We start from the raw sequence: 25,094 nt of genomic DNA on the forward strand, positions 1-25,094 counted from the left end.
CAGTCCGCCTAAAGGGCCAGCATGACGATAGGATGACAAAATGCAACGCTGCCCTGATCAGGCGGCAGCGCTGTCGGCATCGTCCCGCAGGAAGGCGGAGATGCCCTGCATGACCTCCGGCGCGCTGACGATGCGGCGGTGGCCGAAGCCATTGGCCCAGTGAAAGCGCACATGCGGACCGGCCGAGGCATAGCGGCGGGCATGGTCGACCGCCACTTCCTTGTCGTCCTCGGCATGCACGACCAGCAGCGGCGCTCGCAGCCGCTGCGAGATGGCCACGGTATCGAAGGCGTCCAGACTGCAGCCCGCCACGGTTTCGGCATGGCGCACCAGTTCACGACGAACGGCGGGCGACAGGAGCAGGGCGTTTGAGAAATCCCGAAACAGCCAGTGAATTTCGCTCGGCGAGCCGATGACGGCAAGCTTGTCCACATACAACTGCCCGGCCCCAGCCATGACACCGCCGTGGGCGATCATCAGACCGGCACCGCCGAAGGAGTGGCCGACCGCTCCGTCGAACGGGCCGAAACACTCCTGCGCCTGGATGACCGCATCGACCGCCATGCGCATGTTGAGCCGCCGTCCGGCCGACTTGCCATGCCCTGGCAGGTCGAGCACCACCACTTCGGCGCCGGTCGAGGCCAGGCTTTCCGCCAGTTCCGAGACATACAGGGCGCCTGCTCCCCAGCCGTGGACGACCAGAAATCGTTTTGCGGCGCGATGTGCCCCGGCAAAGCGATAGGCCATGACCTGCCCATGGGCCATGTCGAACGGCATTTCGACAGCGCGAGATAGACGCTGCCGGCCCGCCTCCACCGCAAGCCGCGCCTTCCCACCCTTCGGGCGGCGCGACGGTGTGCGGCAGAACAGTTCGAAGGCCAGCCTGCCGGTCACCTTCGGCGCGACCCGACCGGCGGCGGCCAAGCCAAGACGGATGACGTTGAGCGCGAAGGATGCCATAGTGGGATTCCCGATTAATGTTCAATGATGAACAATAAAGTGCAAGAATGAACAAAAAGCAAGCCCTGCCGTGGGATCATCCGCGGTTTCGAAGCTGGATTGCGGTCGGCCGCAGCTGCCAGATGATGCAGACCGTGCTGACACGCGCACTTGCCGATCTCGACATCAAGCCGCCGCATCTGGATATCTTGATCAATCTCTACCGCTTCGACGGCATTTCGCAGCAGGAACTGGCCCGCAAGCTTCTGGTCGGCCGCTCGAACATGAGCATGCTGCTGCCGCAGATGGAAAAGCGCGGGCTGATCGAGCGGCGCGGCGATACCCGCGACAAGCGCGTGCTCAGGCTGCACCTGACCGATGCCGGCCGCCACACGGCCGAGCAGGCCATGACGATCCAGACCGACCTGATCGAACGCACCCTGTCGACCACGAACCTGGAGCAATGCACGGCCATGGCGGAGGTTCTGGAAGGCGTCGTCAAGGCGCTGCAACAGGAATTTGCCGAGGAGTTGTAAAACGTCCCGGCAGCCGGTTCAGTTGCCGCGGCTAAGGCCCTTGGCCGCCAGATCCGCCTCATAGGCGACAAACATCTCGCCACCCTTTTCGCCGAGTTCGCGCAGATAGGCCCAGGTGAAAATGCCGGTGTCATGGCCGTCGTTGAAACCGATGCGCACGGCATAATTTCCGGTCGGAATCACCGCGTTGATTTCGACGTTGCGTTTGCCCGGAACGGTCACCTGCTGGCCCGGGCCATGGCCCTTGACCTCGGCGGACGGCGACAGCACGCGCAGCATTTCGGCCGGCAGATCGTGGCTCTTGCCATCGTTGAAGGCCACGGACAGCAGCCGCCGGTCCTTCGAGACCTTCAGTTCAGTCGGCCAGATATCGCTCATCACTTCGCCCAGTTCATTCGTTAAGGACATGAGACCTACGCGTGCCACTTGTGCAGTGCAAGACCTTTTACCCCTGAGATAACGCGCCATTTACTTGACGCGGCCCGGCGAAACACCCAGTTTATGGGTGAGACTAGGAGATTTCCCTTGGACCACAGTTCCGGATCATTCGACAACGCACAGCCGCTCGCCTTCACAGGAGGGCCGATGGTCGATCCGTTCGGCCGTTCCGTGACCTATCTGCGCGTGTCGGTGACGGATCGCTGCGATTTCCGCTGCACCTATTGCATGGCGGAAAACATGACCTTCCTGCCGAAGAAGGATCTGCTGACGCTTGAAGAACTGGACCGACTCTGTTCCGCCTTCATCGTCAAGGGCGTGCGCAAGCTGCGCCTGACCGGCGGCGAGCCGCTGGTGCGCAAGAACATCATGCATCTGATCCGCCAACTGGGTCGGCACCTTGAGACCGGTGCTCTGGAGGAACTGACGCTGACCACCAACGGCTCGCAGCTGTCGCGCTATGCGGCGGAACTGGCCGATTGCGGCGTGCGGCGCATCAATGTCTCCATGGACACGCTGGATGCCGCCAAGTTCCGCACCATCACCCGCTGGGGCGAAATCGACAAGGTTCTGGAGGGCATCGAAGCGGCGCAGGCAGCGGGCATCCATGTGAAGATCAATGCGGTGGCGCTGAAGGACTTCAATGAGCAGGAAATCCCCGAGCTGATGCGCTTCGCCCATGGCAAGGGCATGGACCTGACGCTGATCGAAACCATGCCGATGGGCGAGATCGACGAGGACCGCACCGACCGCTATCTGCCGCTGTCGACGGTGCGGGCGCGGCTGGAGGACAGTTTCACGCTAACCGACAATGGCTACCAGACAGGCGGACCGGCGCGTTATGTGACAGTGCAGGAAACCGGCGGGCGTCTCGGCTTCATCACGCCGATGACCCATAACTTCTGCGAGAGCTGCAACCGGGTGCGGCTCACCTGTACCGGCACGCTCTATATGTGCCTTGGCCAGAACGATGCGGCGGATCTTCGCACCGCCCTGCGCGCCTCCGACGACGACGCCTATCTGTCGGCGGCCATCGACGAGGCCATCGGCCGCAAGCCCAAGGGGCACGACTTCATCATCGACCGCAAGGCCAACCGTCCGGCTGTCGCCCGCCACATGAGCGTGACGGGCGGCTGACCTTCGGCTCACCTATGCCGAAAGGCGACGGGCCGGGGCGTAGCCGTGCCCCTGCGTCTGCTCCGTCAGATCCCGCGTCTTGAACTGTTCGATTTTGCTGGTCAGCAGTTCAACCCGCTGGCGCAGGCCATGAATCTCGGCATTGTTTTCCTCGACCATGGCGGCGTTGCGCTGGGTGATCAGTTCCACGTCCTGCACGGCGCGCGACACTTCGCTGATGCCGACCGACTGCTCGCTGGTGGCCGAGGATATATTCTCGACCAGCGTCTGCACATCTTCGACCTGGTGGATGATCTCGGCCAGCGCCTCGCCGGTCTGCTCGACCAGTTGCACGCCACTCTGTACCTGCGTCGCCGAGACCGAAATCAATCCCTTGATCTCCTTGGCGGCATTGGCGCAGCGCTGGGCCAGTTCGCGAACTTCTTGGGCAACCACGGCAAAACCACGCCCCGCCTCGCCGGCGCGGGCAGCTTCGACACCGGCATTGAGGGCCAAAAGGTTAGTCTGGAAGGCGATCTCGTCGATGACGCCGATGATGGTGGAGATCTTTTCCGAGGAGCGATTGATTTCGCCCATGGCGGCGACCGCCTTGTCGACCACTTCGCCCGAGCGGCGCGCCTGGGAACGGGCCGTGGTGACCGACTGCTTGGTGCGGCCGGCACTTTCGGCGGTGCTGCGGACGACATCGCCGAGGCGCGCCAGGGCACGGGCGCTCTGTTCCAGGGCAGCGGCCTGCTGTTCGGTGCGCTTGGCAAGATCGTCGGCCGATACGGCCAGATTACCGGTACCGGCGTTGATCTCCTCGGCGGTATCGCGGACATCGGCGAGCGTGACGCGCAGCGCTTCCACGGCCTCGTTATAGGTTTCCGCCATGTCGACGAAATCGGCCGGCAGGTCGCGGCTCATCTTGCGTTCCAGATTGCCTTCCGACAGCGCATGCAGCACGGAGGACAGCGCCTCAAGGGCTGCACGCTGTTCCGCCTCGACCTGCTGGCGCTCACGCATGCGGCGCTCGCTTTCCTCGGTCGACAATTGCCGCGCCGAGGCAGCCTCTTCCTCCAGCCGGCGGTTCTCGATCGCCGCATCGCGGAAAACCGAAACCGAGCGCACCATGTCACCGATCTCGTCGCGCCGGCCGCGGCCGTCGATGGCAACGCCAAGGTCACCACTGGCAAGCCGGCTCATGATCTCGGTGATGCGGCGTAGCGGCGAGCGCAGGGTCTCGATCAACAGCAGACCGCCGATGATCGCCATCAAAGTCCCGAGGACCATGGCGATCACGGAAATCGAGGCCGAGCGTTCGCTGTCCTCGCGGCCCAGTTCCTGGGCATTGCTGACAAAATCGCGCAAGGCCGCCATGCTGGCGGACACGGTGGCGGTCGCCTGCTGGCGTTCGTTCTTCCAGGCCGCTTCTGCGGCGAGAAGATCGGCCGAGCGCTTTTCGATGGCCAAGGCCAGCGGCTCGACCTTGGCGTCGAAATCGCGCATCGTGCTGTTCTTGGCGCCGAGTTCCGAAACCTTGGCCGCCGCCGTGCGGATCGTTGCCAGATCCGACAGCACAAGCTGGCGCGATGCGTCGTCGCGGGCGCTCATCATGCGCTCGGCATGCAGTTGCAGCGTATCGAGATGGCGCAGCACATTGTCCACCTGCTCCAGCAATTCCTTCTGGCCGGCCACCAGCTTGTCGAGGCCGACGAAACGATCGGCGGCGACGTCGGAATTCTTGGCGGCCTGCAAAACCATGTCCTGCTCGATGAGCACGAAGGACGACAGGACCGGCGCCAAGGCGGAGGCCTTCTCATCCGGCGAGACCGTCGAATTGACGATCGCATCCAGCTTGGCCATGGCGTCACGGATCTTGACGAGCGTCGTCGCGCCCTTCTTGGAGATCAGCACTTCGGCCTTGGCAAGTTCCTTGACGATGGAATTGGAATAGAGTTTCACCTCGTCAAGCTGCTCTTCCGGCGTAAACGCCATCTGTACCGCGGCGCGCATCTTGCCCATCTTGTCGGTCAGCCCCTTGAAGGCTGCGGCATCGAACAGCAGCTCCTTGGCAAAACGCTCCTTCTCGACGAAATCGGCACTGACGAAATCGACCTGCTTGGCAACAAGGTCACTTTCCGCGTCGGTGGCAGCAAGCGTGGCGCCCAGATCGGCACCGATCGCGTCGCGTTCGACCTTGTTGGCCCACATTCGGTCGACCGTGGCGCTGACCGCGGCGCCAAGGGCGCGAACCGTGTCCAGGCTTTCGGCCTTGGCCTGCCCCGCAAGCACGCCGTCGAGAACCGCAACACCGCTTTGCTGATCGGCGATTGCCTGCGTCAGTTGACCCTTGGTCGCATCGGCCGGTTCCATCGAGAACTCCTGCAAGGCGGCCTGCAGCTCCTCCAGATCACTGATATTGCCGATCGTGGCGCGGGTCACCGTCATGTGGCCGTTGAGCATGTTGGCCGTGTGATAGCCCAGCAGGCCAACGCCTGCCATCAGCACCACCAAGGGCACGACGAAGATCAAAACCTTCGTGACGATACGGCGTCCCTGCAAAAGGCGATCGATGAAAGACATGGCAACTCCGGACAGGTATCCCTTGTCCGCAAGGCATCTGCGGCGTATCGGGCGCTCGGACATCGCCTCATGCGAAATCATGACACACACTCGGAAATGAAGTTTGACCTTTGGTTAATCCGCCACATGGATTTTCGCGGCGCAGCATCGATTTGCAGCCTTTCAGCGCATTCATTTGCCGAAAAGCGATTTTGCATTGCTAACTTATGGTCTAGAAGGGGCCACCGACGAACAGGATACTCCCCAGCATGGCATTGTCGAACAACATGAAAGGCGCCGTTCTCATGGCACTTTCGATGGCAGGATTCACCTGCAACGATGCGCTGGTAAAAGCGGTCACGCCCTTCGTGAATGTCGGGCAGATCATGTTCGTCCGCGGAGCGCTGACCACCGTTCTCGTCTATGTCATCGCCCGGCAGATGGGCGCTCTGCGGCATGTCCGCATTCTGAAGGATCCGATGATCCTGCTGCGCATCGGCTTCGAGATCCTGGCGGCGATCACCTATCTGAGCGCGCTCGGCAATATCCCGCTCGCCAATGCCTCGTCGATCCTGCAGTCGCTGCCGCTGGCCGTGACGCTCGGCGCGGCACTGGTGCTGAAAGAACCCGTCGGCTGGCGGCGCTGGACCGCCATCCTGATCGGCTTTCTTGGCGTCATGATCATCATTCGCCCCGGCCCGGAAGGCTTTACCCTCGCCTCGCTCTATGTCGTCGTCAGCGTTTTTGCCGCCGCCTCGCGAGACCTGGCGACCAAGAAGATCGGCGCCTCCACGCCATCCCTGACGGTGACGCTGTTTACCGCCGTCGGCAACGCGATCGTCGGCGCTCTTCTCATCGTGCCGATGGGCGGCTGGCAGCCGATGTCGGGCTCGACCTTCGGATTGTTAGCGCTGGCATCGCTGCTGGTCTTCGTCGGCTATCAATCCATCGTCATGGCGATGCGCACCGGCGAAATCTCCTTCATCGCACCGTTCCGCTATACCAGCCTGCTCTGGGCGCTCGGCCTCGGCATCGTCTTTTTCGGGGAAACGCCGGATATCTGGATGATTTTTGGCGCGACCGTCGTCATCTGCTCCGGGCTCTACACATTCTACCGGGAAAACAAGCGGCAATTGGCCGATCCGGTCGGACAGGAATCGCAACCAGGATCGCCGGTCTGATGATGCGCGCGGCAGGTCTGCGACGGAGTGCGCAACGGTGAATCAGGGCAAGCTTCTCGATCGCCAGTCACCGCCCCATATCGTCACGCTGGTGCTGATCGCCGGCCTGTCGGCGCTGTCGATGAATATCTTCCTGCCGTCGCTGCCCGACATGGCGGCCTTCTTCGACGTCGATTATGCCGTGATGCAACTGGCCGTGTCCGGATATCTGGCCGGCATCGCCGTTCTGCAGATCGCCATCGGCCCGCTATCCGACCGCTACGGCCGCCGCCCGACGATGATTGCCAGCCTGATCGTGCTGCTCGTGGCGACCCTCGTCTGCATCTTCGCCACCAGCTTTGTCGTTTTCATGATCGGCCGCATGCTGCAGACTGCCGTCGTCGCCGGTCTCGTGCTATCGCGCGCCGTGGTGCGCGACATGGTGCCGATGGAGGACGCCGCCTCGATGATCGGCTATGTCACCATGGGCATGACCGTGGTGCCGATGATCGGGCCGACGCTTGGCGGCATTCTCAACGACCTGTTCGGCTGGCAGGCCAATTTCGTCGCCCTCCTCGTGCTCGGGCTTGCTGTTCTGGCCATGGTGGTCTTCGATCTCGGCGAAACCAACCGGCAGAAATCCGGCAGTTTTCGCCAACAATTGCAGGCCTGGCCGCAACTGATCGGCTCGCCGCATTTCTGGGGCTATACGATGACGGCAACCTTCACCTCCGGCGCCTTCTTTGCCTTTCTGGGCGGTGCGCCCTTCATCGGCAACACCATCCTGAAGCTGAGCCCCAGCATGCTCGGCGTGCAGTTCTTCTTCGTCGCCGCCGGCTATCTGGTCGGCAACTTCTTTTCCGGCCGCTTTTCCAGACGGCTCGGCATTGCCAGCATGATGCTGATCGGCAGCCTGTTCTGCCTCCTGGGGACGATCATCCCGCTGGTGCTGGCAGGCTTCGGCTACACCTCGGCGCTGGCTTTCTTCGGCCCGCTGGTCATCATGGGCTTCGGAAACGGGCTGACGCTGCCGAGCGCCAATGCCGGCATCGTCAGCGTGCGGCCCGAACTGGCCGGCTCCGCCTCGGGTCTTGGCGGCGCCATTACCATGGCGGGCGGCGCTGTGCTGTCGGTATTTGCCTCGGCTATCCTGACGGAAGAGACCGGTTCGTGGCCGCTGCTCGCCGTGATGCTGGCCTGCGGCCTGCTCGCCGTTGCCTCCATCCTCTTTCTTCGCGCCACCGCAGACATGCCGGATCCGGCCGGCAACGGAGAGGGCTGATGACGGACATGCTGCCTCCGGCAATCATCCTGGCAGGCGGCCTGTCGCGGCGCATGGGGCGCGACAAGGCCTTAGCGCTTCTGGGCGGCCGGCCGCTGATTGCCCATGTGATCGAGCGCCTGACCACGCAGACCTCGTTGCTCGCCATCAATGCGCCGGCGGACTTCGCCAATGACTTCGGCCTGCCTGTGGTGCCCGATACCTTGGCCGGCCATCCCGGACCTTTAGCCGGCATTGCCGCCGGCATGCGCCATGCCGCCATTCTGGCGCCGACTGCCAGCCATCTGCTGATCGTGCCGGCCGATTGCCCTTTCGTGCCGCGCGTCCTCGTCTCCAGGCTGTCGGCCGGCCTCGACGCAGGATCGGCCATAGTGCTGGCCCGGTCGAACGGGCGGCTGCATCCGGTGGTCGGGCTCTGGCCGGTCTCGCTGGCCCCCGCCATCGAGGCCTGGCTCACCGATCCGCAGAACCGCAAACTCATGCGCTTCATCGAGGGACAGCGGGTGGTCGTGGTCGATTTCGATATGGTTGAGACCACCGAGGGGCCGCTCGACCCCTTCCTCAACATCAACACGCCCGAGGATCTTCTTAAGGCGGAACGCTATCACGAGGCCCTTGCATGATGACCAAACCGCGCATTTTCGGTATTTCCGGCTGGAAGAATTCCGGCAAGACCGGGCTTGCGGTGCGCCTGGTCGAGGAATTCACCCGGCGCGGCTACAAGATCTCGACGATCAAGCATGCGCACCACGATTTCGACATCGACAAGGTGGGAGCCGACAGCTATCGCCACCGCGAGGCCGGTGCCCATGAAGTGACCATCGTCTCGGGCACGCGCTATGCCATCATGCACGAGTTGCGGGGAGCACCGGAACCGGCCTTTGAAGACATCCTTGCCCGCCTGGCGCTATGCGATCTCGTGCTGATCGAGGGCTACAAGCGCGAGCCCGTTCCGAAGATCGAGGCGCGCCGGCTGGCATCGGCCAACCGGGAACCTCTGGCCCCGACCGATCCGCATATCGTCGCGATTGCAGCAGACCATCCGGTCTCAGACACCAGCCTGCCGGTCTTCGATCTCGACGACACCATGGCGATCGCCAATTTCATTGCCCGCGTCACCGGATTGCCGGACCGCGCCGCCTGAACGCCAGCGCCGGCTGAAGCGCAAAGAAAAAGGCCGCCGGAGACGATCCGGCGGCCTTTTCCATTTCAGATGGCAGCGATGTTACTGCTGCTGGGCGGCTTCGACCGGGCGGACCAGGGCGGTCACGCGGCGGATGGTGACGCGGCGGTTCAATTGCTCGGCTTCGTCGGTGTCGACCTTCAGGAACTGCTCGCCATAGCCCTGGGTCACCATGTTTTCCGGCGGAACGTCATAGGCTTCCGTCAGTACGTTGGCGACCGCCTCGGCACGCAGGTCGGACAGAACCAGATTGGATTCGTCCGAACCGACGGCGTCGGTATGGCCTTCGATCAGGAAGGTTTCGCCCGGATCCTCGGCCAGCGACTTGTTGATCGCGTCGGCCACCTTGCGCAGCGAACCGGCCTGGTTCATCGAAATATCGGCACTGCCCGTGGCAAAGGTGATGGTATCGAGATCGATACGGCGCACCTTGTCACGGATACGGGCCGAGTTGCGGACTTCCTCGAGCGTATAGACGCGCTCGACTTCTTCGACCGGCGGCTGCTCGATGAACTCGTAATAGTCGCGGTCCGGCTCGCTCGTCGTGTCGATGATATAGTCACGAACCGGAATCTGCAGGCGCATCGGCGGCAGGTCGAGGCCCGGGTCACGATAGACCGGACGCGGTGCATCGTCGGCATAGAAGAGTTCCGGCGAGAAGAACAGGATCGATTCCCGTTCGCGACGATCGATGCGCGAACGCTGGATCAGATCGCCGTAGCGATTGCGGATGCTGACAATACGGTCGCCGTTGGTCTTGAACACGGTTTCGCGAACGCGGCCGGCCGGCAGCTGTTCGTAGACCGGCGGGCGGCCATAGCGGGCAAAGCGGTCGTTGTCGTCGCCCCGCACGATGATGTCGTCGCCGAACTCGATGACAAGGCGGTTGTCGACACGACGTTCGACGCGACTGTCATCCCGGGTTTCATAGCGTGGACGGTCCCGCAGTTCCTCGCCGCGCTCGCGGTCGGCACGTTCGACCCGTACGGGAGGACGCGGCCGGCCATTCTCGCCACGCTGGGCTTCGGCATCGTTCTTGGGAACGGGGCGCTTGGCACCGTCTTCGCGACGCTTGCGGCGGTCCTGGTCGGACTGTCCCCTGCGACCGGCATTCTTGTCGCTGTCGAGAACGGGCGCACCGCGATCGACCGGCAGAACGACGGTCTCGTCGGTCTCGCCGGGATTGTCAGCCACCTTCTTCTTGCGGGCCCGCTCTTCCGGCGTGTCGGCGCGGGTTGGGCGAGGACGGGCGTCCGGCCGCGGGCGATCGCCGCCCTCCACAGCCGTATTGTCGTTCTGCGGACGCTTCCCGGCATCGTTCGGCTGCTGGTCATCCGCTGGCTGCGGACGCTTGCGCTCCGGCTGCTGCGTTTCTTCGTCAACCGGCTTGTCGCGATTGGGTTTTTCGCGGTTCGGCTTGGTGCCATCGGCCGGCTGTGGCTTCTTGCGATCCGGCTGCTGGGCATCGCTTTCGATCGGCTTGTCGCGGCTCGGCTTTTCGCGGTTCGGCTTGGCAGCGTCGGCCGGCTGCGGCTTCTTGCGATCCGGCTGCTGGGCATCGCTTTCGATCGGCTTGTCGCGATTGGGCTTTTCGCGGTTCGGCTTGGCAGCATCGGCGGGCTGCGGCTTCTTGCGCTCCGGCTGCTGCTGGCCGGCGGCAGCGGCCTTGGCTTGATTAAGTGCCTTCTTCGCGGCCAATACCTCGGCCTGCTCGGCCTTAAAATCGCCGCCGCTTGCCTTCGCAGCCTTAAAAGCCTGCTGGGCTGCCTGCAGGCGGGCCGTTGCTTCCTCAACGCTCATTGCCACATGGGTGACGGCGCTTTCGGCAATGAACGGGCGCTGCACGCCCGGCATCGCCGCTCCGGCCTGACCGGACTGGACCGCGATGGTGGCGAGTGCCAACAAGACGGAGCCGGTGATCTTAGAAGTTCCTGCCATGGATGGTTCCTCGTGGGTGGAGCTGTGTGCTCCGCTGTAGTGTTCTGTTTTATTGTCGGTTCGGGCAAAGCACGAACGTAACAACATGTAACGGTGGCAACACGATGATGGTTCCAGTCTGAACGCCCGCTGAACGGTCAGTTCAGGTCAAGTATCCGCCGCCGCTCCCTACATGATTCTGGTTGCAATTTGCGCAAAAACGGCAAGACTGCGGGCCAGCGCGGACCCAGAGCCGCCGAATTCCATCCCGTGCGGAAAAGACAGAAGAACCGCGCGGGGGACCAACAGAGAGGATTCTCATGCGTATCTCGACCCGTTTCCTGGCCGCTGCATCGATTGCAGCCCTGTCGCTGATGGCCGGCAGCGCCATGGCTGAAGGCGAAAAGCTGATCATCGGCACCGAAGGCGCCTACCCGCCCTTCAACAACCTCGAATCCGACGGAACGCTGACTGGTTTCGATATCGATATCGCAAAAGCCCTTTGCGACGAGATGAAGGTGACCTGCGAATTCGTCACCAACGATTGGGACGGCATCATCCCTGCCCTGCAGGCCAAGAAGTTCGATGCGATCATCGCATCCATGTCGATCACGCCGGAGCGCGCCGAAAAGGTCGACTTCACCCATAAATATTACAACACGCCGCCGGCCATCGCCGTGCCGAAGGATTCGGCCCTGACCGAAGCAACGCCTGAAGCGCTGGCCGGCAAGACGCTGGGCGCGCAGGCCTCGACGACCCATTCCAACTATGCCGAAAAGCATATGGCCAAGTCGGAACTGAAGCTCTATCCGACCGCCGACGAATACAAGCTCGACATCGCCAATGGCCGAATCGACGGCGTGGTCGATGACGTCGTCGTTCTGTCGGAATGGGTGAAGTCGGAAGCCGGCGCCTGCTGCAAGATCCTGGCGACCCTGCCGATCGACGTCGAGATCAACGGCGTCGGCGCCGGCATTGCCATCCGCAAGGGCGAAACCGAGCTCGCCGGCAAATTCAACGCCGCGATCGACGCGATCCGCGCCAATGGCAAGTACAAGGAAATCAACGACAAGTATTTTGATTTCGACGTCTACGGCGAATAATCCTCGTTCATTCTGTTGAAAGTCGATGGCGGAAGGCTTGCCCTTCCGCCATTTTTCATTGAAACTTGAGGGCAAGAACATAAGCGGCTTGTCCGCAAGGGGAATATTCTGAATGAGCGGATTTCTTTCCGCCTTGGCGACGGTCTGGTCGTGGATCGGCTACACCCTCGATCCGCTCTGCGGGCCTGTCGGCATCTTCACGCTGTTTGGTTCGTCCACACTGGTTTCTTGCGGCGGTGACGGCTGGGGCGATGAAATCGCCTTCGGCTTCAAGGTGACTGTCGGCCTGGCGCTTGTCACCCTGCCGATCGGCCTTGCCATCGGCCTGTTCATCGCCCTTGCCTCGCAGTCCACCGAGCGTTCGCTGCGGCTGGCGGCCGGCATCTATACGACGATCTTCCGCGGCTTGCCGGAACTGCTGACCCTGTTCATCGTCTATTACGGCCTGCAGATCCTGCTGCAATCCGTGCTGGCGTCGATCGGTATCGAACAGCGCCTCGAGATCAACGCCTTCGTCGCCGGCATGATCGCGCTCTCGGTGGTGTTCTCCTCCTATTGCTCGGAAGTCCTGCAATCGGCCTTCAAGGCGATCCCGCGCGGCCAGTACGAAGCGGGCTATGCGCTCGGCCTGTCGCATGGAAAGACGATGCGGCTGATCATCCTGCCGCAGCTGCTGCGCATCGCGCTGCCGGGCCTGGTCAATCTGTGGATGAACCTGTTGAAGGACACGGCGCTGGTCTCGGTCATCGGCCTGTCCGATATCATCCGCCAGACCGGCATTGCCGCCAAGGTGACCAAGGAAGCCTTCTTCTTCTATCTGCTGGCCTGCGGTCTCTATCTGGTGCTCGCGGTCATCTCGTCGATCGGCGTCGGCATGATCGAACGCTGGACCAAACGCGCCGAGGTGCCGCGATGAGCATTGCCGACCGCATGATCGAGGCTCAGCCCGCCCCGCCGCCTGGTCCGAGGCGCCTGACGTCAGGCCGTATCATCGGCATGGCCCTGCTTGCCCTCTGGGCGCTGCTTGCCGTCGGCATCGTGTCGATGATGATCGGCAACTGGGACAACGACAAGTTCTTCAAATACGGCCCACGCTTCCTCTCGGGCCTCTGGGTGACGATCTCGCTGGTGCTGGTGTCGGTCTTTTTCGGGGCCCTGCTGTCGGCGCCGATCGCCTTTGCCCGCATGTCGAAGAACCCCGTCCTGAATGGGATTTCCTACTCTTATGTCTACGTGTTCCGCGGCACGCCGCTGCTGGCCCAGCTTTTCCTGGTCTACTACGGCCTTGGCAGCTTCAAGACGCAACTCGACGCGGTCGGCCTCTGGTGGTTCTTCCGCGAAGCCTGGTATTGCGGCCTGCTGGCGCTGACCCTCAACACCGCCGCCTATCAGGCGGAAATCCTGCGCGGCGCGATCCAGAGCGTCCCGCGCGGCCAGAGCGAGGGCGCCAAGTCGCTCGGCCTGCCGCGAACCGTGACCTTCTGGAAGATCGTGCTGCCGCAGGCGCTGATCGTGGCGCTCAGGCCCTATGGCAACGAGATCATCCTGTTGATCAAGGGCTCGGCCGTGGTCGCCATCGTCACCGTCTTCGATCTGATGGGCCAGACGCGCTACACTTTTTCGCGCACCTTCGACTACCAGGCCTATCTCTGGGCGGCGATCTTCTATCTGGCGATCGTCGAAGCCCTGCGCCACACCTGGGCGGCCATCGAGGCCCGCCTCACCCGGCACCTGAAGCGCTAAGCGCGCCGTGCCACCGACGGATTGGCAGCACTCAATGATGACGGCTGCTAATGTTTTGTTTTCATGACACAATTTCTTCATGACCGCGAAACTCTTAAGCCTTAGTTAAGCTTAAGATGTTTCCATTTGAAAGACCGTTCTTGGACGGCGTGCACCGGATGAAGTGCTGAAGCGGAACACTGCCGGCCTTCGTCCTGACTTTCGAGTGGGAACAAAAGCGAGGCTATCATGAACACCGACATGGAAATGATGCTCAAGGGCTACGGACTGACCACCGCCCAGATTCTCTACCGCCTGCCCGACCACCCTTCCCTTCTGCAAAGCTATCTCTGGCAGCATTACGATCTGGCGCCGGATTTCCCCGAGATGAAGAGCTTCCTGAAATTCTGGGAAGACACGCTCGACGGACCGCTGCACTCGGTGCGTTATGTGCACAAGCAGCTGATATCAGCCAATGAATGGCGGGCGCTGAAGGGCGAGTTCATCCTGCATTGAATAGCATTGCCGTCTGGGGGCCGTTTCTAGACATGCACCTCGCCATGGGCGAATTCACCGTCGTCGGGTGCCCGGTACAGGGAGGCCACGACAATCCCTGAATAGATCAGGCCGATGGTGGCGAGGACCAGCCAGCCCGGTACCGGGCCAAGGGCCGCATTGTCGACAATGGCCATCCAGGAGGCCACCGTCTCGGTGGCGGGCATGTCCGGCAGGAGTTTTGGCGTCGAGATCTTGAGGCCCCAGGCCAAAAGCAGGATGAGGTACATCCAGCAATAATTGCGCCGCACCCGGCGGAACAGTGCCTCCCGGTAGCCCATCAGGAAGGCCGGATTGCGCAAGCTGACGGCGATTGCCAGCGCCCAGTCCGGGTTCAACTCGGCCTGCGGGTTGAGGGCCTGGGCAAAATAATAGCGTTCCAGCTGGCGGACGCGGGCCCGGTAGACGTCGAAGAACCGGTATCGCCGCGCCTCGATCATCAGGAACACCGAGATCAGCAGCATGGCGAAGAGCACGACCCCGTGATGGGAGGTCGGCGTTGACAGGGAGACGGACAGAAGACCGGCGACCACGGTCATCGCCCAGTTGGAGGTGCGGTCGATGCGGTCGCGCCAGCTGATCATCCGGCCAATCTCGCCGCGATAATAGTGGATGATCATATTGGCCTTTTCGGCAGAGGATGCCGGGAGCGCCGGCGAATGTGTTTCCTTGGTCGGTTCCATGCCGGAAATTATCGTCTGCTCGCCCATGATCCACTCCTGCCTGACACGCCTGCTAGCATGAGGCATAACGGTGGCAAAGGCGGCCAGTTCCGCGCGCCCAGTCATTGCCAAAGCTTTTGCGAGCCATTAGAGGCAGACGCTGAGACGGTCGGCAATCGACGGACGCATCGCGGCGGAAGGTTTGGATATGGCAAAGATCGACGAAGAAGCGCTGGCAGAGGCCTATAACCGCGCATTGGCGCTGGAAAAGGCCGGCGACATCGACGCGGCCGTCAAGGCCTATGAAGAGGTTCTGGTCATCGACCCCGAGGATCACGGCGGCGCATCGGTGCGGATCGCCTCGCTCGGCCGCGGCGAGACGCCGCCCAAGGCGCCCGACGCCTATGTGGAAACCCTGTTCGACCAGCATGCCGAGGCATTCGAGGATATTCTCGTCGAGCAGCTGGGATATGCCGTGCCGGTCATGGTGCGCCAGCGCCTGCAGGCCCTCGACCTCGGGCCGTTCCAGCGCATGCTCGACCTTGGTTGCGGCACGGGCCTGACCGGCGGCACGTTGCGCGACATGGTGGAGGACATCACCGGCATCGACCTGTCGGAGAACATGGTCGAGATCGCCCATGAGAAGGATCTCTACGACACGCTCTATGTCGCCGAAGTCGAGGACTTTCTCGAAGACAATGATGATGAGCCCTTCGACCTGATCACCGCGACCGACGTGCTGCCCTATCTCGGCGCGCTGGAGCCGTTGTTCTTCGGAGCAGCCGAAAACCTGGTGACGGGCGGCCTGTTCATCTTCTCTTCCGAGACGCTGTCCGACGAAGTTCTTGCCGGCCGGCCCTATATGGTCGGGCCGCACCAGCGCTTTGCCCATTCCAAGGCCTACGTGCTGGAACGGCTTGCCGCCACGGGTTTCGAGCTCGTCGAAATCACCGACATCAACGTGCGCATGCAGGATGGCCAGCCGTCACCCGGCCATCTGGTGATCGCAAGGGCCGGCGTGATCCCAAGCAGCCATTAATCGATGACACGTTTCGGCGGCTTCGGCCGCCTGACGGATCCGCGCTTCCCCGCCGCAATCAGTTGCCGGCGGGCTTTCCGTCAATGGTTGAATCGGGCGGAATGTCGTTGGCCGGTGCAGGCGGCGTTTCGCTTTCTTCCGTCTCGACCGGCACATGATAATGGATCTGGTCGAGGCGGCTTAGCATGCCAAAGGCGATTTCGCGCTCGCCCATGATCACCGTATCAGCGCCCATTTTTGTCAGATGCTCGATCTCGGCGTCGTTGCTGGCACGGGCGAGAACCAGCAGGCCCGGATTGACCGCCCGAGCATTGGCGATCACATGGCCGGCCTCAAACGCGTTGGGAATGGCGACCACCAGACTTTTTGCCGCCGCCAGATTGGCAAGGGCGGTGACCTTCGGCGAGGCCGCATTGCCGACGATGACCTCGACACCCTGTTTCATCAACTCGCCGACGCGGCTCTCCGAATCCTCGATAACCAGGAAGGGTACGCCCGAGGATTTGAGGTTGGCGACCACCAGGCTGCCGACCCGGCCGCAGCCGACCACGACCGAATGGCTGGCAAGCTTGGTGCTGGCCAGCTCGCCATCCTCGCCGGCGGAAGTGTAAGCGGCCTCCTCGTTGGACAAGGGCTGTGATGGCGGCGCGCCGGCAGAAGAGGACGGCTTGGCGGCATCGACCGCTGCCGTTTCCACGGCTGCACCAGGCGCCCGGATGAGCCGCGCTTCGAGCTTCGGCGCCAGGCGGTCGCAGAGATAGAACATTACCGGGTTGAGAATGATCGAGAGGATGGCGCCGGCGAGGATGAGGTCGCGGCCCTCCTCCGGCAGCAGTTTCAGGCCGACGCCAAGTTCGGCCAGGATGAAGGAGAATTCACCGATCTGCGCCAGGCTCGCCGAAATCGTCAGGGCTGTCGAGACGCTCTTGCCGAACATCCGGACAATCACGAAGGCGGCAATCGATTTGCCCACCACGATGATGAACACGGTTCCGAGAATCGGCAGCGGATTGGTCAGCACGATGGCCGGATCGAACAGCATGCCGACCGACACGAAGAACAGGACGGCGAAGGCATCGCGCAGCGGCAGGCTTTCCTGTGCTGCGCGGTGCGACAGCTCGCTTTCGGCCAACACCATGCCGGCGAAAAATGCCCCGAGCGCCAGCGACACGCCGAACAGCTTGGCGGCGCCGAAGGCAACGCCGAGCGCAATCGCCAGCACACCAAGCCGGAACAGCTCGCGCGATCCGGTATGGGCGATGTGATGCAGCGTCCAGGGAATGAACCGGCCGCCGATCACCAGCATGACGCCGACGAACAGCGCCACCTTGAACAGCGTGACGGCAATGATGCCACCGATGCCGAAATCGAGCCCCAGCATGTGCTCGACCCAGACGGCCAGCGGATCGGCATGGCTTGCCTCGCCACTGATGCTGGCGAAGGCCGGAATGAGCACGAGCGCCAGGACCATGGCCAGGTCCTCGACGATCAGCCAGCCGACCGCGATCTTGCCCCGCTCTGTCTCCACCAGCCGCCGCTCCTGCAGCGCTTTCAGAAGAACGACCGTCGAGGCGACGGACAGGGCCAGGCCGAAGACCAGGCTGCCGCCGAGCGGCCAGCCCATCATCGCCCCCATACCCCAGCCGAGCAGCGTGGCAAGGCCGATCTGCACGATCGCCCCCGGCACGGCGATACCGCGCACCGACAGAAGATCCTTCAACGAGAAATGCAGCCCGACGCCGAACATCAGCAGAATGACGCCGATTTCGGCCAATTCCGGCGCCAGGCCCTGGTCGGCGACGAATCCGGGCGTATGGGGGCCGACCAGAATGCCGGCAAAGAGATAGCCGACCAGCGGCGGCATGCGGAACCGATGCGCAATGGTGCCGAGAATAAAGGCCAGCACAAGACCACCGACAATCGTCGAAATCAACGGGGTCTCGTGAGGCATGGGCTATTCTCTCCGTATCTGGATTCTTCCGCCGAAATATGATAATTATGAGTTATGTTGACCAATATGGGTAGTTATTAGCGATGGGTCAAGCCATTAAGACACCCCTTCTGACGCCCGATCTCTGTCGCGCGGCGCGCGGCCTGCTCGACTGGACGCAGGAAGACCTGGCCCGGCATTCGGAAGTGTCGCGCAGCACGATCCGCGATTACGAAGGCAGCCGCCACGATGTGCACCGCGCCACCGAAGCCCAGCTACGCCGTGCCCTGGAAGACGGCGGCGCTGTTTTCACAGAGGTGAGCGGCCACGGCATGGGGCTCTGCAAGAAGATCGACCCCGCCGATGATCCGGCCGGCTGAGCCCGATCCATTCGGCCTTGCCGCGATCGACCTGGCATCGGCAGTTTGATCCGACCTTTTCTCGCCGCCGTTCTTCGGTTACGTCTTTTCCCGCATTCAAAGAGGAGCGTGGTTGATGGCGAAGGTAGCATTCATCGGTTTGGGCGTCATGGGCTATCCCATGGCAGGGCATCTCAAGGCCAAGGGCGGCCATGATCTGACGGTCTACAACCGCACCGCCGCCAAGGCCGAAGCCTGGGTACAGCAGCATGGTGGCTCGGCCGCGGACACGCCTGCCGAGGCGGCAAAAGATGCTGACTTCGTCTTCACCTGCGTCGGCAATGACGACGACCTGCGCTCCGTGACGCTTGGAGACAGCGGCGCGCTGGCCGGCATGAAGAGCGGCGCAATCCTGATCGACAACACTACGGCCTCGGCCGAAGTAGCCCGCGAACTCGATGCGGCAGCCAAGGCGAAGGGCTGCGGCTTCATCGATGCACCGGTCTCCGGCGGCCAGGCCGGCGCCGAGAACGGCGTTCTCACCGTCATGTGCGGTGGCGAAGATGCGGTTTTCGAGCGGGCGCGTCCGGTGATCGACGCCTATGCGCGCATGGTGGGCCTGATGGGCCCGGCCGGCGCCGGGCAATTGACGAAGATGGTCAACCAGATCTGCATCGCCGGCGTGGTTGAGGGTCTTGCCGAAGCTATTCATTTCGGCAAGAAGGCCGGCCTCGATATCGAAAAGGTCATCGAGGTGATTTCCAAGGGGGCCGCCGGCTCCTGGCAGATGGAAAACCGCCACAAGACGATGAACAAAGGACAATATGAATTTGGCTTTGCCGTCGACTGGATGCGCAAGGATCTCGATATCGTCCTGACCGAAGCGCGCCGCAACGGCGCCACCCTGCCCGTCACGGCGCTGGTCGACCAGTTCTATGGCGAAGTGCAGGCGATGGGCGGCAAGCGGTGGGATACGTCGTCGCTGCTGGCCAGGTTGGAAAAGAAATGATCGGCCCCGCCTCCAGCGCCGCCGATCTTCTGGCGCATCTTGAAAGCCTGAAATCACCGGAGACCGTCGCCGGCATGGGCCGCTTCGGCATCGTCACCGATACGGCGCTTGGCCTTTCCAATCCGCAGATGCAGAAGATCGCAAAGGCGGCAAAGAAGAACCATGCCCGCGCCTTTGAACTCTGGGCAAGCGGTGTGCGCGAGGCGCGCATGCTGGCGCTCTACACCTTCGAGCCAGGCAAACTGACGCAGGACGAGGCGCGACGCCTGGCCGACGACTTCAATTCATGGGAGATCGTCGACACGGCGGCCGATCTGTTCGTCGAGGCACGGCTGGAAAAGGTGCTCATCCCGGTGTTTGCCGCCGATCAGCGGGAATTCGTGCGGCGGACGGCCTTCGCAATGATCGCCGGCGCTGCCGTGCACCTGAAATCCGAGCCGGACGAAATGCTGCTGGCCTTCCTGCCGCTGATCGAGGCCCATTGCAGCGATCCGCGCAATTTCGTCAAAAAGGCCGTCAACTGGGCGCTGCGCAATATCGGCAAGCGAAACCGTCGCTGCCATGGCCCGGCACTGGCGCTCGCCGAAAGGCTAGCGCAGAGCGCCGACAAAACGGCCCGCTGGATCGGCAAGGATGCGGTGCGCGAGTTGACGAGCGAGAAGATCCTCGCCCGCCTCAAGCCGTAAAGCCTATTCTTCGCCGGCCTTCTGGTTGTCGAGCAGCATGTAATCGAGCGGCAGTTCGGTGGTGTATTTGATCTGCTCCATCGCAAAGGCCGAGGAGACGTCGCGGATTTCGATGCGGGCGATCATGCGCTTGTAGAAAGCGTCGTAAGCGGCGATATCCGGCACGGCGACCCGCAGCAGATAGTCCACATCGCCGCTCATGCGGTAGAATTCCACGACCTCGGGAAAATCCGCCACCACTTCGGAAAACCGCTTCAGCCATTCGATCGAGTGGCTGTTGGTGCGGATCGACACGAAGACCGTGACCTTGGCATTGACCTTGGCGGGATCAAGAAGAGCAACCCGGCGGCGGATGACGCCGTCTTCTTCCATTTTCTGGATGCGCCGCCAGCAGGGCGTGGTGGAAAGGCCGACCTTCTTGGCGAGATCGGCGACGGCCAGCGTCGAATCTTCCTGGAGAATGCGCAGTATCTTACGGTCGAGACGGTCCATGCGTAGTCCTATCGAGAATTTTTTCCGTTATATCGGATATATGCGGCAGGTGAAGACTATTGTTTCACGCAACGAGACGATCCACCTCTCTTTTGAGCAAAGGCAGCACGTCGGCCTCGAACCAGGGATTTTTCTTCAGCCATCCGGTGTTGCGCCAGCTCGGATGGGGCAGTGGCAGCACCTTCGGCCCGTCCTGATTCGTCAGAAAATAATCGCGCCAGCCACGCACCGTCTCGGTCATGGTCGGGCGCCGGCGCTCGCCGAGATGAAAGCCTTGAGCATACTGGCCGATGGCCAGCACCAGCTCGACCTGCGGCATGGCGGCCAGCACGGATCGGCGCCAGGCCGGCGCACATTCGCGCCGCGGCGGCAGATCGTGACCCTGGGCGTCATAGCCCGGAAAGCAGAAGCCCATCGGTACGATGGCAAACTTTGCCGCATCGTAGAACTGATCGCGATCGACGCCGAGCCATGACCGCAGCCGGTCGCCCGAGGCATCGTTGAACGGCAGGCCGGTTTCGTGGACGCGTTTGCCCGGCGCCTGGCCGGCAATGAGGATCCGCGCCGTCGCCGAGATGACGGCCACCGGCCGCGGCTCGTGCGGCAGGCGTTTTGCTTCGCCGCCGGCCGGACAGTCGCGACAGATGCGGCAGGCGGCAATAGTGGCACGCAGCAGTTCGATCGTTTCAAGTTTCGGCAAGGTCATGCGTCTTCCATACCACTATTCAATCGCGATGGGTCATGCGCGGGGTTGGATTCACCAGTGCAGGATCCCTTTGAGAATAGAGAGCAATCCCTCACTTTCCAGCCCTTCTTCAGCCAGCCCCTGCCGGCGGCGAAAGTCGTCCGGCCGCTCGAAAGAGCCGGACCACAGGCCGATCTGCCCGTCCCTCGCCATGCCCTCCTCGGCCTCGTAGGCGCCGTAGGCGACAGCCATCCCCGTCCGCACCATCTGCGCATTGAGGTCTGCGGTTGCGGCTTTGCAGACCACCAGCAGCCGGTCGTAGCGATCCCGCGCGGCTCCGGCGCAGGTTATGGCCGCCGAGGCCATCATCGCCGCCAGCGCCTGGCGGGCCGACTGGCCGCAGGGCCAGTCGCGGCCCTTGTCCTGGCAGACCTGGCCGAGTTCCGGCGCGTCGATGCCGCTCAATCTCAAGCGCCCGTCGCGCGACGACAGGGTGTCGCCATCCACCACATCGAAGACCCCGGACACGCGAACCTCATTGTCCTTTTCAAGCTTTGCAACGATCAGCAAAGCCAGCAGAAGCATGGACACGCCGACCACCGCATCGCGCAGTATCCGGACAAATCGCGTCACAATCCTGCCCTCTTCAACAACAAAGCGTGTGGGATCATGGCAAACAAATCCTTGCGTGACAGTATCTTCTTAAGACTTGGCCGATAGGCTTATCGACACCTGCGGCAAACATATCATCGGCATATGAGTAAAGGCGTTTCCACATCCACCGATAAGATCATCGTCGACCGTTCGCGCAGCCATCGCAACAAGGCCGTGTCGAAGGCCGTCCGCGCGACGCGTGAGCGGCTGCAGTCGGGCCAGGCCGGTACGCCGGCCTTTGACCGCGAAATGCTCGGCATGCATGTCAATACCATGCTGCAGGGTGCTGCGGTCATGCCGATCCTGATCATTCTGGTCGGCGGCATCGCCGCCTATATTACCCGCGAGCCGCAATATTATGTCTGGGCGCTGTTCACCCTCAGCATCCATGCCCTCAATATCGTTCTGGCCCTGCGTGCCAGCAGGAAGGAACTCAACGCCCGCAGCACAGTGAAATGGCGGCGCATTCTGCTGGCCGGCCAGGCCACCATGGGTTTCTGCTGGGCGATGTTCTGCCTGAAGGATTGCCCGAGCTGCGGCTCCGACGCCTTCCTGTTCTTCAAGGGCGCTGCCCTGCTGATCGTTCTGTCCGTCACGGCCATGGCCAATCTGATGCTGCGCCAGGCGGTGCTGTTCGGATTCCTGCCGACGGTGGTCGCGCTGCTGCTGATGGCCGTCAGCACCAGAAACGTGCTGGAGATCGGCCTGACGGCGATGTTCACCACCTCGCTGATCTTCTTCGTCTACATTACCGGCCGGCTCTACCAGTCCAATCTGAAGCTGCTCTCCTACCAGAGTGAAAAGGACGACCTGATCGCCGAACTGGAAGTAGCCAACTCGCTGTCCGACGAGGCGCGGCGCCGTGCCGAGGAAGCCAATATGGCAAAGTCCCGCTTCCTGGCGTCCATGTCCCATGAGTTGCGCACGCCGCTCAACGCCATCCTCGGCTTTTCGGAAGTCATGGCAGGCGAAGTGCTGGGGCCGCTCAACAATCCGCTCTACCGCGAATATTCCGGCGACATCCACCGATCGGGCCAGCACCTGCTGAACCTGATCAACGAGATTCTCGACCTTTCCCGCATCGAAGCGGGCAAATACGATCTCAACGAGGACGCCCTCTTCCTGCTCGAACTGGCGGAGGATTGCATCGGCATGGTGCAGCTGCGTGCCAAGGCGAAGAATATCTCGATTTCCGAGCAGTTCGAACCCGACCTGCCGGCCGTCTGGGCCGACGAGAAATCGATGCGCCAGGTGATGCTGAACCTGTTGTCCAATGCGGTCAAATTCACGCCGCAGGGCGGCGAAGTGATGGTCAAGGTCGGCTGGACCGCCGGCGGCGGCCAGTATATCTCGATCAAGGACAACGGCCCCGGCATCGACGAGAAGGAAATCCCGGTCGTGCTGTCGGCCTTCGGGCAAGGGTCGATCGCCATCAAGAGCGCCGAACAGGGCACCGGCCTCGGCCTGCCGATCGTGCAGGCCATCCTTGCCAAGCATGGCGGCGAGTTCAAGCTGAAATCGAAGCTGCGCGAAGGCACCGAGGTGATCGCCATCCTGCCGGCCAAGCGCGTGCTGCAGAGCATTCCGGCCATCGAGGAGACTCAGGCCGTGGAGCCACGCAAGCGGCATTTCGCCTGACGCCGCCCCTGCGACCGCCTGCCAGCCGATGAGAGACTGGCGATGGCCTAGCGGCCGGCGCGGTTGACCTGGGGAAAGCGCTTGCGCCACCAGATCCCCATCTTGCGCCGCCAGCGGCGCACGGCGGAAATATCATGGGACAGGACGAGAAGCCCCAAGGGGATCATCCAGAAGCCGAGAATGGGCAGAAAGCCCAGACAGCCGAAGAACACCAGAAGACTGCCGATCACGATCCGGGCGATCGGTGAGCGGGGAAACGGCATCTCGAAGCGGCCGAGCACCAGCTTGCCGCGCTCGGCATCAATGCGATATTTGCGGGGATTATCCATGCGGAATCCGTTTTCTCCTCTTGTCCGGCTGTTCTCGTGGCCTGGGGAAAACATGGGTAGACGGACAAAATAAAGCAAGGGCATCACTTTTTTTGAAAAACCGCTTGGCAAATCGTCCAAGCATTTGTATTAGCCCACTCACAACGCGGCGACGCGCTGTTCCCTGGTAGCTCAGCGGTAGAGCATTCGACTGTTAATCGACAGGTCGCCGGTTCGAATCCGGCCCGGGGAGCCAAATTCACAAGGCCTGCTGAGCAATCAGCGGGCCTTTTGGTTTTTGGATTCAGAGTGTGGCGCGGCGCGACCTTTGGCACAGATCAGTGTCAGCTTTGTCACACGCCGGCAAGCGTAAGATTAGATAGCGCGACGCACATTTTCTGCGGCGCGTCCTTCTGGACAGATCGACGCTCGCTTTCGGAAAACTGCTTTTTTGACCCAAAGCGGACAATTGCCTCACTCAGAACTACTTCGACTTTGCGCCAATTGCGGTCATTATGGTGTCATATCATTGCCTTAGGGGCTGTCTCAAACCGGGAGGCCGTTGAATGGCGCAGGTAATTTTTCTGCACGGAGCTTCGAGCAGCGGCAAATCAACGATTGCGAAAACTCTTCAGAAACGCATCGAGAAACCATTCTGGCATATATCGATTGATCACCTGCGTGACGCCGGCGTGCTTCCAACCGAGCGATTTAAGAACGGTGATTTTCGCTGGGCTGATGCCCGGATGGCCTTCTTCGATGGATTTCACAGGTCTCTGAAGGCCTACGCGGATGCCGGTAACGATCTCATTCTTGAACACATCCTTGATACAGAGGGATGGCTAGAAACACTTGCCAATCTCTTGGCAAAGCACGATGTCTTCTTTGCCGCTGTGCACTGCCCGCTCGAACTTTTGATTGAACGCGAAGCGGCGCGAGGTGACAGGCCGATGGGGAGTGCCAAGCGGGATTTCGAGACAATACATGTCGGGAAGACATATGACATCGAATTGCGATCAGAGGACGGCTCGGTGGCAAACGTCGAGAAGCTACTCATCGCATGGAGAAATGGCGGTCGCTCTTCAAGTTTCGTCGAACTGAAGTCCGCTTAGGGTC

The 25,094-nt window shown here is 62.1% G+C and carries 26 protein-coding genes and 1 tRNA gene; 17 read left to right on the top strand and 10 right to left on the bottom strand.

Going from position 1 to position 25,094, the window contains the following annotated elements; all coding sequences use genetic code 11:
* Nucleotides 1-57: 57 nt before the first annotated feature.
* Nucleotides 58-960 (bottom strand): alpha/beta fold hydrolase, encoded by a 903-nt coding sequence (locus HFC70_RS09595; RefSeq protein WP_168473017.1) that lies wholly within the window; start codon nt 958-960, stop codon nt 58-60.
* Nucleotides 961-1,007: 47 nt separating this feature from the next.
* On the opposite strand from HFC70_RS09595, the gene HFC70_RS09600 reads away from it, so the two are divergent.
* Entirely contained in the window at nt 1,008-1,475 is a 468-nt protein-coding gene (locus HFC70_RS09600; RefSeq protein WP_168473018.1) for a MarR family winged helix-turn-helix transcriptional regulator, read from the top strand.
* An 18-nt stretch (nt 1,476-1,493) separates the two neighbouring features.
* On the opposite strand, the gene HFC70_RS09605 is transcribed toward HFC70_RS09600, so the two are convergent.
* Complete coding sequence (locus HFC70_RS09605) at nt 1,494-1,853, bottom strand: gamma-butyrobetaine hydroxylase-like domain-containing protein (RefSeq protein ID WP_168473210.1); 360 nt, start codon at nt 1,851-1,853, stop codon at nt 1,494-1,496.
* Nucleotides 1,854-2,060: 207 nt separating this feature from the next.
* On the opposite strand from HFC70_RS09605, the gene moaA reads away from it, so the two are divergent.
* The gene (gene moaA, locus HFC70_RS09610) at nt 2,061-3,050 is read left to right on the top strand and encodes a GTP 3',8-cyclase MoaA (protein WP_246735725.1); all 990 of its coding nucleotides are present in this window, start codon (nt 2,061-2,063) and stop codon (nt 3,048-3,050) included.
* Between the two features lie 12 nt (nt 3,051-3,062).
* On the opposite strand, the gene HFC70_RS09615 is transcribed toward moaA, so the two are convergent.
* Nucleotides 3,063-5,615, bottom strand: a complete 2,553-nt coding sequence (locus HFC70_RS09615; protein ID WP_168473020.1) for a methyl-accepting chemotaxis protein — start codon at nt 5,613-5,615, stop codon at nt 3,063-3,065.
* A gap of 248 nt (nt 5,616-5,863) precedes the next feature.
* On the opposite strand from HFC70_RS09615, the gene HFC70_RS09620 reads away from it, so the two are divergent.
* From HFC70_RS09620 to mobB, 4 genes are read left to right on the top strand one after another with little or no spacing between them, the layout of a single operon-like run.
* On the top strand, nt 5,864-6,775 hold the full coding sequence (locus HFC70_RS09620; protein ID WP_168473021.1) for a DMT family transporter: 912 nt from the start codon (nt 5,864-5,866) through the stop codon (nt 6,773-6,775).
* Between the two features lie 37 nt (nt 6,776-6,812).
* Nucleotides 6,813-8,036 (top strand): multidrug effflux MFS transporter, encoded by a 1,224-nt coding sequence (locus HFC70_RS09625; protein WP_168473022.1) that lies wholly within the window; start codon nt 6,813-6,815, stop codon nt 8,034-8,036.
* Nucleotides 8,036-8,659 carry a molybdenum cofactor guanylyltransferase MobA gene (mobA, locus tag HFC70_RS09630; RefSeq protein WP_168473023.1) on the top strand — a complete coding sequence of 208 codons (624 nt, stop codon included), beginning with the start codon at nt 8,036-8,038 and terminating at the stop codon, nt 8,657-8,659. Before HFC70_RS09625 ends, mobA begins: the two co-directional genes overlap by 1 nt.
* Nucleotides 8,659-9,180: a molybdopterin-guanine dinucleotide biosynthesis protein B gene (mobB, locus tag HFC70_RS09635; RefSeq protein ID WP_168473211.1), complete on the top strand. Its 522-nt coding sequence runs from the start codon at nt 8,659-8,661 to the stop codon at nt 9,178-9,180. Before mobA ends, mobB begins: the two co-directional genes overlap by 1 nt.
* Nucleotides 9,181-9,261: 81 nt before the next feature.
* On the opposite strand, the gene HFC70_RS09640 is transcribed toward mobB, so the two are convergent.
* The gene (locus tag HFC70_RS09640) at nt 9,262-11,157 is read right to left on the bottom strand and encodes an OmpA family protein (RefSeq protein ID WP_246735714.1); all 1,896 of its coding nucleotides are present in this window, start codon (nt 11,155-11,157) and stop codon (nt 9,262-9,264) included.
* A 299-nt stretch (nt 11,158-11,456) separates the two neighbouring features.
* Between HFC70_RS09640 and HFC70_RS09645 the strand changes: the two genes are divergently transcribed.
* The 4 genes from HFC70_RS09645 to HFC70_RS09660 all read left to right on the top strand — a co-directional run bounded on the left by HFC70_RS09645 (nt 11,457) and on the right by HFC70_RS09660 (nt 14,477).
* Nucleotides 11,457-12,239: an ABC transporter substrate-binding protein gene (locus tag HFC70_RS09645; protein WP_168473025.1), complete on the top strand. Its 783-nt coding sequence runs from the start codon at nt 11,457-11,459 to the stop codon at nt 12,237-12,239.
* A 112-nt stretch (nt 12,240-12,351) separates the two neighbouring features.
* Complete coding sequence (locus tag HFC70_RS09650; RefSeq protein WP_168473026.1) at nt 12,352-13,155, top strand: ABC transporter permease; 804 nt, start codon at nt 12,352-12,354, stop codon at nt 13,153-13,155.
* Nucleotides 13,152-13,982 (top strand): ABC transporter permease, encoded by an 831-nt coding sequence (locus HFC70_RS09655; protein ID WP_168473027.1) that lies wholly within the window; start codon nt 13,152-13,154, stop codon nt 13,980-13,982. Before HFC70_RS09650 ends, HFC70_RS09655 begins: the two co-directional genes overlap by 4 nt.
* A 228-nt stretch (nt 13,983-14,210) precedes the next feature.
* The gene (locus HFC70_RS09660) at nt 14,211-14,477 is read left to right on the top strand and encodes an usg protein (RefSeq protein WP_168473028.1); all 267 of its coding nucleotides are present in this window, start codon (nt 14,211-14,213) and stop codon (nt 14,475-14,477) included.
* A 26-nt stretch (nt 14,478-14,503) separates the two neighbouring features.
* On the opposite strand, the gene HFC70_RS09665 is transcribed toward HFC70_RS09660, so the two are convergent.
* The gene (locus tag HFC70_RS09665) at nt 14,504-15,136 is read right to left on the bottom strand and encodes a DUF2270 domain-containing protein (RefSeq protein WP_246735727.1); all 633 of its coding nucleotides are present in this window, start codon (nt 15,134-15,136) and stop codon (nt 14,504-14,506) included.
* A 250-nt stretch (nt 15,137-15,386) separates the two neighbouring features.
* Here HFC70_RS09665 and HFC70_RS09670 point away from each other — a divergent pair, with 250 nt between their 5' ends.
* Nucleotides 15,387-16,217 (top strand): class I SAM-dependent methyltransferase, encoded by an 831-nt coding sequence (locus HFC70_RS09670; RefSeq protein WP_168473030.1) that lies wholly within the window; start codon nt 15,387-15,389, stop codon nt 16,215-16,217.
* A 58-nt stretch (nt 16,218-16,275) separates the two neighbouring features.
* Here HFC70_RS09670 and HFC70_RS09675 read toward each other — a convergent pair whose 3' ends face one another.
* Nucleotides 16,276-18,168, bottom strand: coding sequence for a cation:proton antiporter (locus tag HFC70_RS09675; protein WP_168473031.1), 1,893 nt, complete (start codon nt 18,166-18,168; stop codon nt 16,276-16,278).
* Nucleotides 18,169-18,251: 83 nt separating this feature from the next.
* Here HFC70_RS09675 and HFC70_RS09680 point away from each other — a divergent pair, with 83 nt between their 5' ends.
* The 3 genes from HFC70_RS09680 (at nt 18,252) to HFC70_RS09690 (ending at nt 20,201) form a co-directional block, all read left to right on the top strand.
* Nucleotides 18,252-18,527: a helix-turn-helix transcriptional regulator gene (locus HFC70_RS09680; protein WP_168473032.1), complete on the top strand. Its 276-nt coding sequence runs from the start codon at nt 18,252-18,254 to the stop codon at nt 18,525-18,527.
* A gap of 115 nt (nt 18,528-18,642) precedes the next feature.
* Nucleotides 18,643-19,515, top strand: coding sequence for an NAD(P)-dependent oxidoreductase (locus HFC70_RS09685; protein ID WP_168473033.1), 873 nt, complete (start codon nt 18,643-18,645; stop codon nt 19,513-19,515).
* Complete coding sequence (locus HFC70_RS09690) at nt 19,512-20,201, top strand: DNA alkylation repair protein (RefSeq protein WP_168473034.1); 690 nt, start codon at nt 19,512-19,514, stop codon at nt 20,199-20,201. Before HFC70_RS09685 ends, HFC70_RS09690 begins: the two co-directional genes overlap by 4 nt.
* Nucleotides 20,202-20,204: 3 nt before the next feature.
* On the opposite strand, the gene HFC70_RS09695 is transcribed toward HFC70_RS09690, so the two are convergent.
* The 3 genes from HFC70_RS09695 to HFC70_RS09705 all read right to left on the bottom strand — a co-directional run bounded on the left by HFC70_RS09695 (nt 20,205) and on the right by HFC70_RS09705 (nt 22,011).
* Complete coding sequence (locus HFC70_RS09695; RefSeq protein ID WP_168473035.1) at nt 20,205-20,693, bottom strand: Lrp/AsnC family transcriptional regulator; 489 nt, start codon at nt 20,691-20,693, stop codon at nt 20,205-20,207.
* Nucleotides 20,694-20,757: 64 nt separating this feature from the next.
* Entirely contained in the window at nt 20,758-21,399 is a 642-nt protein-coding gene (locus HFC70_RS09700) for a uracil-DNA glycosylase family protein (RefSeq protein ID WP_168473036.1), read from the bottom strand.
* A gap of 51 nt (nt 21,400-21,450) precedes the next feature.
* Nucleotides 21,451-22,011: a thermonuclease family protein gene (locus HFC70_RS09705; RefSeq protein ID WP_168473037.1), complete on the bottom strand. Its 561-nt coding sequence runs from the start codon at nt 22,009-22,011 to the stop codon at nt 21,451-21,453.
* 123 nt (nt 22,012-22,134) lie between these two features.
* Between HFC70_RS09705 and HFC70_RS09710 the strand changes: the two genes are divergently transcribed.
* Nucleotides 22,135-23,670, top strand: a complete 1,536-nt coding sequence (locus tag HFC70_RS09710) for a HAMP domain-containing sensor histidine kinase (RefSeq protein ID WP_168473038.1) — start codon at nt 22,135-22,137, stop codon at nt 23,668-23,670.
* Between the two features lie 47 nt (nt 23,671-23,717).
* Here the strand turns inward: HFC70_RS09710 and HFC70_RS09715 are convergent, their stop codons facing one another.
* Nucleotides 23,718-23,999: a hypothetical protein gene (locus HFC70_RS09715; RefSeq protein ID WP_168473039.1), complete on the bottom strand. Its 282-nt coding sequence runs from the start codon at nt 23,997-23,999 to the stop codon at nt 23,718-23,720.
* A 160-nt stretch (nt 24,000-24,159) separates the two neighbouring features.
* Here HFC70_RS09715 and HFC70_RS09720 point away from each other — a divergent pair.
* Together HFC70_RS09720 and HFC70_RS09725 are read left to right on the top strand one after the other, a co-directional pair.
* A tRNA-Asn gene (locus HFC70_RS09720) sits at nt 24,160-24,234 on the top strand.
* A 310-nt stretch (nt 24,235-24,544) separates the two neighbouring features.
* Complete coding sequence (locus tag HFC70_RS09725; RefSeq protein ID WP_168473040.1) at nt 24,545-25,090, top strand: chloramphenicol phosphotransferase CPT family protein; 546 nt, start codon at nt 24,545-24,547, stop codon at nt 25,088-25,090.
* The last annotated feature ends 4 nt before the right edge of the window (nt 25,091-25,094 follow it).

The organism is Agrobacterium sp. a22-2 (assembly GCF_012276985.1).
Lineage (GTDB): Bacteria > Pseudomonadota > Alphaproteobacteria > Rhizobiales > Rhizobiaceae > Allorhizobium.